This is a genomic window from Limnohabitans sp. DCL3 (genome assembly GCF_048019295.1).
In the GTDB taxonomy this organism is placed as follows: domain Bacteria; phylum Pseudomonadota; class Gammaproteobacteria; order Burkholderiales; family Burkholderiaceae_C; genus Limnohabitans_A.
Window position 1 is genome coordinate 1,321,551 of the sequence record NZ_CP171842.1, and the last position, 12,198, is coordinate 1,333,748.

Below are 12,198 nucleotides of genomic sequence, written 5' to 3' on the forward strand. Positions count from 1 at the left end.
ACACTGCCGTGCGCCTCAATTCCATCAAGCTTTCGGGTTTCAAATCGTTTGCCGAACCCACCAACTTTCTGCTGCCTGGGCAACTGGTGGGCGTGGTTGGCCCCAACGGGTGTGGCAAATCCAACATCATGGACGCGGTGCGTTGGGTGTTGGGTGAGTCCAAGGCGTCTGAGTTGCGCGGCGAGTCCATGCAGGACGTCATCTTTAACGGCACCACCACGCGCAAACCCGCTAGCCGCGCGAGCGTCGAGCTGGTGTTCAGCAACGAAGACCACCGCGCAGGTGGCCAATGGGGCCAGTTTGCTGAGATCGCTGTCAAGCGCGTGCTGACCCGCGACGGCAACAGCAGTTACTACATCAACAACCAGCCCGTGCGCCGCCGCGACGTGCAAGACGTGTTTTTGGGCACCGGCCTCGGCCCACGCGCTTACGCCATCATCGGGCAAGGGACGATTAGCCGCATCATTGAGTCGCGCCCTGAAGAGTTGCGCTTGTTTCTGGAAGAAGCCGCAGGCGTTTCCAAATACAAAGAGCGCCGCCGCGAGACCGAAAACCGCCTGTCTGATACCCGCGAAAACCTGACCCGGGTGGACGACATCCTGCGCGAGCTGAACGCGAACCTGGAAAAACTCGAAAAACAGGCCGAAGTGGCCCAGCGCTACAACACCTTGCAAGCCGACAGCACGCTGAAACAGCACCAGCTGTGGTTTTTGAAGCGCCGCGATGCCGAGGCCGACCAAGGCCGCATGAAATCGGACGTGGACCAGGCGGTGAATGCGCTGGAGTCCCGCATGGCCGATTTGCGCCACGTCGAGGCCGATCTGGAGACCATCCGTCAGGCGCATTACGCGGCCGGTGACCAGGTCAACCAGGCGCAAGGGGCCTTGTACGAGGCCAGCGCCGAAGTGGGCCGTCTGGAGGCCGAGATCCGCTTTGTCGTTGAAGGGCGTCAGCGTGCCGAGCAGCGCTTGCAACAGCTGATGGCGCAGACTGCCGAATGGGGCACGCGCAGCCAGGATGCCCAAGCCGAGCTGGAAACCCTGTCCGAGCAGGCCGCCATGGCCGAAGACCAGAGCATGACGTTGGCCGCGCAAATGGAAGATCAGGCCATGGCGCTGCCCGATTTGGAAGAAGCCCTGCGCAAAGCCCAAAACGAGGCCACGGCCCAACGCGCCACCGTGGTGCAAGTGCAGCAACAAATTGGCGTGCTGGCCGCTGACCAGCGCAACGTTGAAGAACAATCGCGCCAGCTGGACAACCGCCGAGAACGGCTGTTGAGTGAGCGCAATGCCTTGGCCGCGCCCGACGAGGCCCGGCTGAGCCAGCTGCAAGAACAACTGACCGTGGCCGAGGGCCACTGTGCCGAGGCCGAAGCCCGGCTGCAAGCGCTGCAAGAGCAGGTGCCTGCCCTGGACGAAGAGCGGCGCATTCGCCAAAGTGCCGTGAACCAAGAGTCGTCCAAACTGGCCGATCTGAGCGCCCGCATCGAGGCGCTCAAAGCCCTGCAAGAAAAAGTGCGCACCGATGGCAAGCTCATACCCTGGCTGTCCAAGCATGGGATGGAGGGGCTTGAAGGGTTGTGGAGCCGTATCCACATCGAACCGGGCTGGGAAAACGCCCTTGAAGCGGCCTTGCGCGAGCGGTTGTCTGCTTTGGAAGTTTCGCGCCTGGAGATGGTGCGTGCGTTTGCCAACGATGCGCCACCTGCCAAATTGAGCTTTTTCAGCCCGCCGCTGGCGGCCCAGGCCGTGCCGCGCAGTGCCATGCCGGCCGGTTGCAAGCCTTTGGTGGATTGGCTGCGTGTGCACGATGCGGGTTTGTTGGCCCTCTTGGCCGACTGGCTGCAAGGCTGCTATACAGCGCCCACTTTGGAGGACGCGCTGGCTTGGCGAAGCCAATTGCAAGCGGGTGAAACCCTGTTGGTGCAGGCGGGACATGCGGTTCAAGTCAACAGTGTGGCGTTTTACGCGCCAGACTCTGAGCAGGCCGGTTTGCTCGGCCGTGCCCAAGAGATCGAAAACGTGGACAAGCAGCTGCGTGCGCAGGTCCTGATTTCTGAAGAGAGCCGAAGCGCTCTGGTTCGCGCCGAAGCGGCTTATGCCGATGCCTCTCAGCGCCTCATCGCGGTTCGCCGCGAAGCCAGTGACAGCCAGTCGCGCACGCACGAGCTGCAAGTCGAGACCTTGCGTTTGTCGCAGCTGGTCGCGCAAACCCGCGCCCGCAGCGAGCAGATCAACAACGATTTGGCCGAAGTCGAGGCCTTGCTGGATGAGCTGCAAGAGCGCCGCGTCACGGCCGAAGCCCGTTTTGAAGAGCTGGACATGCAGCTGGCCGATACGCAAGAGCGCCATGCGCAGCTCGATGAGCGCGTCATTGAGGCGGAGCGCAAATTGGCCGAATGCCGTGAGCAGCAGCGCAGCTTGGAGCGGCGCACCCAAGAAGCCCAGTTTTCCCAGCGCAGTTTGGATGCCCGCCGGGCTGAGCTGCAACGCACAATTGAAACGGCGCAGCAGCAGGTCAGGAACATTGATGCCGAAATGCAGCGGGCCCGCGATGAACTCAGCCGCCTGACCGATGCCGCCGCTCAAGCCGGTTTGCAACATGTGCTGGCCCTCAAACTCGAGCGCGAGCAAGCCCTGGGCGCGTGCCGCAGCGCCTACGACGAGCTGACCGCCAAACTGCGGGCCAGCGATGAGCGCCGCGTGGGTTTTGAACGCGAACTGGAACCTTTGCGCCAGCGCATCACCGATTTGCAGCTCAAAGAGCAAGCTGCTCGGCTCGGTCTTGAACAATACGCCCAGCTGCTGGCAGACGCCCAAGCCGATCTGGAGGCGGTGGCCCAGTCCATCGAAGTCGGTCAGGTGCGGGTGACGGGTCTGCAAAGCGAGATCGACCGCATCCACCGTGAAATCACGGCCCTGGGCCCTGTCAACCTGGCTGCGCTGGAAGAGCTGACGACCTCGCGCGAGCGCAAGGTGTTTCTCGACTCGCAGTGCGCTGACTTGACCGATGCCATGAACACCTTGGAAGACGCGATCCGCAAAATCGACGCCGAAACCCGCGAGTTGCTGGGTGGCACCTTCAAGATTGTCAATGAGCACTTCAGCCGCATGTTTCCCGAGCTTTTTGGCGGAGGGAATGCCCGTCTGGTGATGACGGGCGATGAGATCTTGGACGCGGGAGTGCAAGTGTTGGCCCAGCCGCCTGGCAAGAAAAACCAGACGATCCATTTGCTGTCGGGTGGCGAAAAAGCCCTTACGGCCATCGCGCTGGTGTTCGCCATTTTTCAGCTCAATCCCGCACCGTTTTGCTTGCTCGACGAGGTGGACGCGCCGCTGGACGACGCCAACACCGAGCGCTATGCCAAGTTGGTGGCGGGCATGGGCAAAGAGACCCAGTTCCTGTTCATCAGCCACAACAAAATCGCCATGGAAATGGCGGAGCAGTTGATCGGCGTGACCATGCAAGAACAGGGTGTTTCGCGCATCGTGGCGGTGGACATGGAGTCTGCCGTTTCCATGGCCGACCTGACCTGAGGACCTTATGTTGGAATCAATGAGTTCGTTGCAGTTGAGTTTGGCCGGCGTCGGCGCTTTCACCCTGGGCGCTGTGGTGCTGTTCAATTACTGGACATCGCGCAAGAACGCGCCCAAACAAGCCGAGCCTCAAATTGAACCTTCGGGAGAAGCTGACGGCAGCTTTTCAGACCCCGCAGAGCAGATTGAACCGGTGTTGGGCGACGACTTTGCACGCTTGCCCCAACCTGAGCGCAAACCCCAGCTGGATGCTTTGATCGATGTGATCGCCACCATTGAGGTCGACCACCCCGTCTCCGGCGATGCGGCTTTGGCCGCATTGCCTTCCACCCGTCGTGTGGGCACCAAACCATTTCACGTGGAAGGCTGCACTGAAGAAAGCGGGGAATGGGAGGCTTTGGCGGCAGGCCGTCGTTATTCCGCTTTCCAGGCAGGGGTGCAATTGGCCAACCGGGTGGGGGCACTGAACAACATCGAATTTTCTGAGTTTGTGGTCAAAACACAGGCGTTTGCCGATGCGGTCAGTGGCAGCGCCATTTTCAGTGACATGCTGGAGGAAGTGGCGCGTGCGCGCGAGTTGGACCAATTTGCCAGCGCCCACGATGCGCAATTGAGCTTCACCTTGTGCGCCAGGGCATCGGCTTGGAGCCCTGGTTATATCCAGCAGCACGCCGCCCGTTTGGGGTTTGTGGCCGGGGTGATCCCGGGTCGCATGGTGATGCCTGCAGCTGTTGTCGGTTTGCCGCCCATTTTGTCCTTGACCTTTGACACCCAAGCCGCCATGGCCGATGACCCGGCCTTGTCGGCCATCAGAGAGTTCACGCTCAGTCTCGATGTGCCCCAAATCGACCGCGAAGACCGCCCCTTTGAACGTTTGCGCGAATGTGCTCGCTTGTTGGCAGAGCACATGGATGGTGTGGTCACCGATGGCAACGGGCAAATCCTGGGTGATGAGGTGCTGGACCAGATCGCAAGTGACCTGCAGCAACTCTACGACGCATTGGCCACGCGTGAGTTGTCTGCCGGTTCGGCCCAGGCCCGTCGCCTGTTTTCCTGAACCAGTTCGCACCACATGACGCACCCGGACCTCTTTGGCGATGGGCCACCGGGAGAGCCGATGGTACAGGCGCACCTCTTCGCGACCGTTTCGCAGGAGCCTTCTGAGCGCGCCGCTGAACTGCGCGGCCTTTTGCACCACCATGCCTACGCGTACCACACGCTGGATGCGCCCGAAATTCCCGATGCCGAATACGACCGGCTGTTTCGCGAGTTGCAGTCGCTGGAGTGCGCGCACCCCGAGCTGATGCGACCCGATTCACCCACCCAGCGTGTGGGTGGGGCGGTACTCGACGGCTTTGCGCAGGTCACGCACCGCGTGCCCATGCTCAGCATTCGCACCGAAACCGACACCCAAGCCAGCGGGGCTGAGGCTTTTGACATGCGCATCCGCAAAGAGCTGGGTCTGACCAGCACCGATGCACCCGTGGTTTATGTGGGCGAGTTGAAGTTTGACGGTCTGGCCATGAGCTTGCGCTATGAAGCGGGCACTTTGGTGCAAGCCGCCACCCGGGGCGATGGTGAAAGCGGTGAAGAGGTCACCGCCAACATCCGCACCATTGGTCAAATCCCTTTGCGCTTGCCCAGCGATGCGCCCACCGTGCTCGAAGTCCGCGGTGAAGTCTACATGCGGCGGGACCACTTCGAGGCGCTGAATGAGCGACAACGTCAGCGCATCGCCGCAGGCACCAAGGGTGAAAAAACCTTTGTCAACCCGCGCAATGCGGCTGCCGGCGCTGTTCGTCAGCTCGACTCGGGCATCGCCGCTGAACGTCCCTTGAGCTTTTTTGCCTATGGCCTGGGCGACATCACCCCAGCCAGCGCGGGTGGCCCGCAGTGGGCCTCCCATCACGACATGCTCATGCAACTCAAAGCCTGGGGCTTCCCGGTGGCCGAGCAAACCGCTTGCGTGCAAGGCGCCGCTGGCTTGGTGGCCTTTCACCAGCGCATTGCGGCTGAACGTGACACCCTGCCTTATGACATTGACGGTGTGGTCTACAAAGTCAATGACTTGGCGTTGCAAGCCCGTTTGGGTTTTGTGACCCGAGAGCCGCGTTGGGCTGTTGCGCACAAATATCCCGCGCAAGAAGAAATGACGAGCGTGCTGGCCATTGACGTGCAAGTCGGTCGCACCGGCAAGCTCACGCCAGTGGCCAAGCTGGCCCCGGTGTTCGTTGGTGGCGTCACCGTGACCAATGCCACACTGCACAACGAACTCGAAGCGCGCCGCAAGGATGTGCGGGTGGGCGACACCGTCATCGTGCGCCGCGCGGGCGATGTGATCCCTGAGGTGGTGTCGGTGGTCTTGGACCGCCGCCCGCCCGATGCGCCACAGTTCACCATGGTGTCCCATTGCCCCGTGTGCGGCAGTCTGGTCGAGCGGGAGGAGGGCGAGGCCGATCACCGATGCACAGGCGGGCTGTTTTGCAGTGCTCAGCGCAAGCAAGCCATTTGGCACTTTGCACACCGCCGGGCGATGGACGTGGATGGCTTGGGCGACAAGTTGGTGGACCAGTTGGTGGATGCGGGGCATGTCCATACATTGGCTGACCTGTACCACCTGAAACTGGAGACGCTGGCCGGCATGGAGCGCATGGCCGAAAAGTCGGCGATCAATCTGCTCGATGCGCTGGAAAAATCCAAAAGCACCACCCTGGGCCGATTTTTGTTCAGCTTGGGCATTCGCCATGTGGGCGAGGCCACTGCCAAAGAGCTGGCACGCCACTTCGGTCAACTTGACGCTGTCATGGCTGCCAGCGAAGATGCTTTGCTTCAAGTGGCCGATGTGGGCCCTGTGGTGGCGCACAGCATCCATACTTTTTTTGCCCAGCCGCATCACCGTGAAGTGGTGCAGGCACTGCGCGATGCCGGCGTGACTTGGCCCGAGGGCGATGCACTGGCCCCAACCGAGATGCCTCTGACCGGCATCACGGTGGTATTGACCGGGACCTTGCAAAGCATGGGCCGGGACGAGGCCAAGGAAAAACTGGAAGCCTTGGGCGCTAAAGTGGCCAGCTCTGTGAGCAAAAAGACCCATTACGTGGTGGCCGGGGCCGAGGCGGGCAGCAAGCTCGAGAAGGCGCAAACGCTGGGCGTTCCTGTCTTGGACGATGCCGGCTTGTCTGTGTTGCTCAAAGGAGAAAAACCATGACCGTGCGTGAAATATTGAAAATGGGCGATGCCCGTTTGCTGCGAATGGCCGAGCCTGTGCTGGCCTTTGACACGCCTGAGCTGCATGCGCTGCTGGCCGATCTGCGCGACACCATGGCTGCGGCCAACGGCGCGGGCATTGCAGCGCCGCAAATCGGCGTGAACCTGCAGGTGGTGATTTTTGGCAGCACCCGCGTCAACCCGCGATACCCCGATCGTGAACTGGTGCCGCCCACTGTGCTCATCAACCCGGTCATCACGCCGATGGGCAGCGATGAAGCGCAAGCCTGGGAAGGTTGCCTGTCGGTGCCAGGACTGCGCGCCCTGGTGCCCCGCTGTTCTCGCGTTCGCTACACGGGGTTTAACGAAAGAGGTCAGCCCCTTGACCGCACCGTGGAAGGCTTTCACGCCCTGGTGGTGCAGCACGAATGCGACCATTTGATCGGCAAGCTTTTTCCCATGCGGGTGCGCGACTTCACGCAGTTTGGTTTTACCGAAGTGCTGTTCCCGGGCATCAGCGCGGCGGAAGACGATTGAAGCCGCTCTGGCCCTAGGCGTCGCACCGCGCCTTCGCTGCGAGGGCGGGGCGCCTACAAACTCACAGCGCCCGACATCTCAGCGCGCCAGACAACTCACAGCTTGGCGAGCTTCTCCAGCGCCAGTTTCAATGTTTCGTCTTTTTTGGCGAAGCAAAAACGGATGACTTTCTGGTCAAAGCCATTGCCGTAAAAGGCAGAAAGCGGAATGGCCGCGACACCGATGTCGGTGGTCAGCCATTTGCAAAAATCGGCATCACTCAGGTTTTTCTCGGGCACTTGCAGCCCCGACATCTCGACACATTGAAAGTAGGTGCCCTCGCCGGGCAAGAGCTTGAAATGGGTTTGCGCCAGTCCTTGCCGAAACAGGTCACGCTTGCGTTGGTAAAAAGCGGGCAGTTCCATGTAAGGGGCTGGGTTGGCCATGAAACGCGCCAGGGCGTGTTGCATCGGGGTGTTGACGGTGAAGACATTGAACTGGTGCACTTTGCGAAATTCAGCGGTGTAGGCCGCCGGTGCTGCAACCGTGCCAATTTTCCATCCCGTGACGTGGAAGCTTTTGCCAAAACTTGAAACGATGAAGGCCCGAGCGGCCAAGCCGTCAAAGTGGGCGGCGCTCCAATGTTGGTTGGGCGCGTAAACCATGTGCTCGTAAACCTCGTCGCTGATGAGCACGATGTGGGTCGGGGCCAAGATCTCTTGCAGGGTCAGCATGTCTTGTTTGGACCAAATCATGCCGCTGGGGTTGTGCGGTGAGTTGATCAAGATGGCCCGTGTTTGGGGGGTGATCGCAGCGCGGATTTTGTCGAAGTCCGGGCGGAAGCTGCCCGGCGTGAGTGGCACACGAACGACCACGCCACCGGCCAATTCGATGTTGGGCACATAGCTGTCGTAGCAAGGCTCCAGCACAATCACTTCGTCGCCTGGATGAACGATGGCCAGGACGATGGTCAGGATGGCTTGGGTGGCGCCAGCGGTGACGGTGATCTCGCTCACAGGGTCATAGTGGCGACCATACAGGGTCTCAATTTTGCGCGATACCACCTCGCGCAGCGGCGCCACACCGGTCATGGGCGGGTATTGATTCAGGCCTTCACGCATGGCGTCATTGACCAAATCCAGCAGCTTGGAATCACATGGGAAATCTGGGAAACCTTGGCCCAAGTTGACCGCATTTTTTTCGGTAGCCAGTGCCGACATGACGGTGAAAATGGTGGTGCCCATGTGGGGCGCTTTGGAGACAAGGCTTGGTGTGCGAGCGTTCATGGTGTTGGTGATGGAAATGGAGTCCAAAGCGCAGCGGGGTGCGCTCACAGTTCGTAATCGTTGACATGACCTGTCATGGCCTTGCTGATCAGTGGGGCGGTCAGTCGATCGCTCAAGAGTTCTGCGAATTGGTAGACAAATTGACGCAGGTAAGCCCCTCGCTTGAAGGCCACGCGCGCCACATTGTTGCCCAGCAATGACCCGAGAGGGCGAATGGCCAATTCTTTGATCGGGTCGTCCTGCACAGCCATTTCCGCCACGATGCCAATGCCCAAGCCCAAGCGGACATAGGTTTTGATGACATCCGAATCGATGGCTTCGAGGGCAATTCGCGGGTGCAATTTTTTGGCTGCAAAGGCTTGGTCAATGCGCCCACGGCCCGTGAACGACGGGTGGTAGGTGATGAGGGGCTCATTGGCGATGTCTTCCAGCGACAAATGCTCTTTGCGGGCCAAAGGGTGATCCAAAGGCAGCACCAACACGTGCTGCCATTCATAACAAGGCAAGGTGACCAAATCTTCATAGGCCGACAAGGACTCGGTCGCAATCCCAATCTCGGCGGTGTCGTCCAACAGCATTTTGGCCACTTGGTCCGGTGCGCCTTGGTGCAGGCTGATGTTGACCTTGGGGTATTTGTCGCGCAACTTGGCAACCGGCAAAGGCAGCACATAGCGTGCTTGGGTGTGTGTGGTGGCGATGGACAAAGTGCCGTTGTCTTGTGCACTGTACTGGTCACCGATTTTGCGCAAGTTACCCACTTCGCGCATGATCAGCTCAATACTTTGCAACACATGCTGGCCAGGCTCGGTGATGCGTTTGAGTCGTTTGCCGTGGCGCGCAAAAATTTCTATGCCCAGTTCCTCCTCCAACTCAATGATGGCCTTGGAGACCCCCGGCTGTGAGGTGTGCAAAGCCTTGGCGGTTTCTGTGAGGTTCAGGTTGCGCCGAGCGGCCTCTTGGACAAAACGAAACTGGTGCAAGTTCATACAATATATGCCATATTAACTTGCGCCATTATGCGGTATCTGGTCTATGCTTGCTGAGGTGCTTGGGCTGCGATTTGTGCCATCAGATGGGTCATGGCAGGGTGTTCACCGATGGAGGGCAACAATTCAAAATGCACCTGAGGATAAGCCCTCTCCAAGTCAGACACCAAGTTCGGCAAATCTTCACGAGCGTGCCGACCCACACCCAAAAACATGGGCACGATGCGCAGGTGTGTCTTGCCCAGCCTCATCAGCTGCTCAACCGTCGTGGGCAAGTCGGGGGGGGTCAATTCCAAAAAAGCGCAGGCCACCGACAGGTCGGGCCACTGCCGGGACATCTCGGTGGCCACAGCGTCTATGGGCAGACGCCACAGGGGATCTCGAGAGCCATGGGCGAACAAAATCACGCCCGTTTCGGGGGTCAAGTCAGCAGTCATCGTCGTAACACCATCCACCAAAAACCCAACAAAGAAATCGCGCTGTAGATCAAAGACGGTGCAGCCGCCGTGATCCAAGGTTGCCAGTTTTGCAAATTGCCCGCAAAGCTGAACAGGTTGTTCAGCAGCGCGAAACTGATGCCGGCCAGCACACCACCGAAGACATGGCCGGCAATTTGGCCCGAGCGAAAATGCAAATAAGCAAATGGCAGAGCCAACACCAACATCACCAAACAGCTCAGGGGATAAAAGACCTTGCGCCAGAACTCGATTTCGTAGCGCTGGGCGTTTTGGTTGTTGCTCGACAGGTGCCGCATGTAATGGAACAAATCCCAGGTGCGCATGCGCTCAGGGCTGAGCACGGCAGCCGCCAGCATTTCGGCATTGATGCCGGTGGGCCAAACCAATTGGCCGTGCTGCTTGTAAAGGTATTGGGTTGTTGGGTTGGCGCCTTGGGTTTTGATGGATTTTTCCTCTGCCTCACGCAGCACCCACTTGCCCTCTGCGATCTCGGCTTGGGGTGCGGATGTGATGGTCAGCAATTGGCCATCTTCATTGAATTCATGGATTCGGACGTTTTGCATGTGGCTGATGCCGTCAAAGCTGCGCACGTTCACGGCAAAGTGACGCTCAAGCTGCCTTTCTTTGAGCCATGCACCCGTGCGCCCCACCGTCAAGTTGCCTTGAAAGCGGGCCTTGATCAGCACCCCTTGGCGATCGGCCCAAGGTGCCACGTAATCGCCGAGTAAAAAAGTTGCCAGCACAAAAACCGAGCCCAATTGGAGCAGGGTGCTTAAAGCCTTCAAGGGGGCCAATCCGCCCGTTCGAAGGATCGTGAACTCGGAACTTTGCGCCAAACGCGCCATGACAAAAATGCAACCAATCAGCACAGAAATGGGCAGCAGTTCATAAATGTGAGCAGGGGTTTTGAGAGCCACATACCAAAGTGCATGGTGCAATTGGTAGCCTTGGCTCGCCAAATTGGCCAAATTTTGCAATTCCTCGACCACGTCAAAAAACAAAAACAAAGCCAGAAAGCCCATCAACACGAAGCCAACCGCCCGACTGATTTCACCATGCAGCAATCGACGAACGGTTTTCATGCGACTTCCTGGATGGGGCTGAGACGCTTGGGCAACAGGAAACGCCAGGACCAGTTGTAGTGGCGAATGGCCAGCCACAGCAGCGCGATAGCGCAAGTTCCGCCATGCAGCAAGCCCATGAAGGGCCAAAACTCCACACGGCCCGTGCTGATCCAGCTTTGCCCCACATTGAGCATGTTGTAGTAGATGATGAATACAAACAGGGCCAAACCCAAATGGTAACTGCGTCCCACACGGGGGTTGACGGCGGACACGGCCAACGCGATCAGCAACAAGTTGATCCCGGCGAGCCCTAAACCCAAGCGCCAAGACAATTCAGCCCAGCTGTCGCGGTTGGGATTTTGGATCAGGGTCCAAGTGGGGGACAGCCGTGTGGAAGCGGCCGAAGAGGGCCAATTCACGTCGTCGTCGATCAACAGTTCGTAGGCCTCAAATTGGGTCAACTGCGTTTGCCCCGTTTGGCGGTGGGTTTGCCACTGCTGGCCTTTGTTCAGGATCAAAAAGCGGTCGTTGCCGATGACCTCAATACGGCCTTGTTGTGCCGTCGTGACACTTTCCTGGTCACCTTCCTGGCTCGAGATGAAGACATGGCGACCGAAGCGGTTGTCCGGTGTATCTTTGTCAATGAAAAAGACCCGTTGCCCACCCGAAGATTCTTGAAATTGACCCGGTGAAACACGTTCGATGTCGTTGCGCTTTTCAAAGCGTTGCTTCAGGTCTTGAATTTGTTGATTGCCCCATGGCCAAGCAAAAATGGCCAACAAACACACCAACAGCAAAATGGGCCAAGCAAACCCAAACAAGGGTTTGACAAACTGCCCCAAACCCTGACCACTGGAAAACCAAATGACCATTTCGCTGTCGCTGTACATTCTGGATAAAGTGGCCACCACGGCGATGAACAAACTCAAGGTGATGATGGTGGTCAGTTGGCTGAGCACACTGAAGCCCATCACCAGCAAAACTTCGGATGGGTTGACGCTGCCTCGGCTGGCTTGACCCAATGTTCGGATCAAGATGATGGTGATCACAATGGTGATCAAGACCACCAACGTGGCCCCGAAATTACGGGCCAGGTCTTTGCGTAAAGAAGAATGGAATAACATCGGAACGAAGGAAAAACTGGA

9 protein-coding genes are annotated in these 12,198 nt (G+C 59.0%); 4 read left to right on the forward strand and 5 right to left on the reverse strand.

The window, feature by feature from the left end; translation table 11 throughout:
* Window positions 1–8 precede the first annotated feature (8 nt).
* The 4 genes from smc to def are packed head-to-tail and all read left to right on the forward strand — an operon-like array spanning window position 9 to window position 7,280.
* Window positions 9–3,536 (forward strand): chromosome segregation protein SMC, encoded by a 3,528-nt coding sequence (gene smc, locus ACHEXK_RS06020; protein WP_416548468.1) that lies wholly within the window; start codon window positions 9–11, stop codon window positions 3,534–3,536.
* Window positions 3,537–3,555: 19 nt separating this feature from the next.
* Window positions 3,556–4,593, forward strand: coding sequence for a cell division protein FtsZ (locus tag ACHEXK_RS06025; protein WP_416548469.1), 1,038 nt, complete (start codon window positions 3,556–3,558; stop codon window positions 4,591–4,593).
* A gap of 60 nt (window positions 4,594–4,653) precedes the next feature.
* Window positions 4,654–6,744, forward strand: coding sequence for an NAD-dependent DNA ligase LigA (gene ligA / locus ACHEXK_RS06030; protein WP_416548877.1), 2,091 nt, complete (start codon window positions 4,654–4,656; stop codon window positions 6,742–6,744).
* Window positions 6,741–7,280: a peptide deformylase gene (gene def / locus ACHEXK_RS06035; protein ID WP_416548470.1), complete on the forward strand. Its 540-nt coding sequence runs from the start codon at window positions 6,741–6,743 to the stop codon at window positions 7,278–7,280. The genes ligA and def overlap by 4 nt, the downstream gene beginning before the upstream one ends.
* 95 nt (window positions 7,281–7,375) lie before the next feature.
* Here the strand turns inward: def and ACHEXK_RS06040 are convergent, their stop codons facing one another.
* Genes ACHEXK_RS06040 through lptF form a run of 5 tightly spaced genes read right to left on the reverse strand, consistent with a single transcriptional unit; the run spans window position 7,376 to window position 12,177 of the window.
* Window positions 7,376–8,545 carry a pyridoxal phosphate-dependent aminotransferase gene (locus ACHEXK_RS06040; protein ID WP_416548471.1) on the reverse strand — a complete coding sequence of 390 codons (1,170 nt, stop codon included), beginning with the start codon at window positions 8,543–8,545 and terminating at the stop codon, window positions 7,376–7,378.
* A gap of 44 nt (window positions 8,546–8,589) precedes the next feature.
* Window positions 8,590–9,531 (reverse strand): CysB family HTH-type transcriptional regulator, encoded by a 942-nt coding sequence (locus ACHEXK_RS06045; protein ID WP_416548472.1) that lies wholly within the window; start codon window positions 9,529–9,531, stop codon window positions 8,590–8,592.
* Window positions 9,532–9,575: 44 nt separating this feature from the next.
* Window positions 9,576–9,968 carry a sirohydrochlorin chelatase gene (locus ACHEXK_RS06050; protein ID WP_416548473.1) on the reverse strand — a complete coding sequence of 131 codons (393 nt, stop codon included), beginning with the start codon at window positions 9,966–9,968 and terminating at the stop codon, window positions 9,576–9,578.
* A complete protein-coding gene (gene lptG, locus ACHEXK_RS06055) occupies window positions 9,965–11,071 on the reverse strand; it encodes an LPS export ABC transporter permease LptG (protein ID WP_416548474.1) in 1,107 nt (368 codons plus the stop codon). The genes ACHEXK_RS06050 and lptG overlap by 4 nt, the downstream gene beginning before the upstream one ends.
* The gene (gene lptF, locus ACHEXK_RS06060; protein ID WP_416548475.1) at window positions 11,068–12,177 is read right to left on the reverse strand and encodes an LPS export ABC transporter permease LptF; all 1,110 of its coding nucleotides are present in this window, start codon (window positions 12,175–12,177) and stop codon (window positions 11,068–11,070) included. Before lptF ends, lptG begins: the two co-directional genes overlap by 4 nt.
* Window positions 12,178–12,198 lie beyond the last annotated feature (21 nt).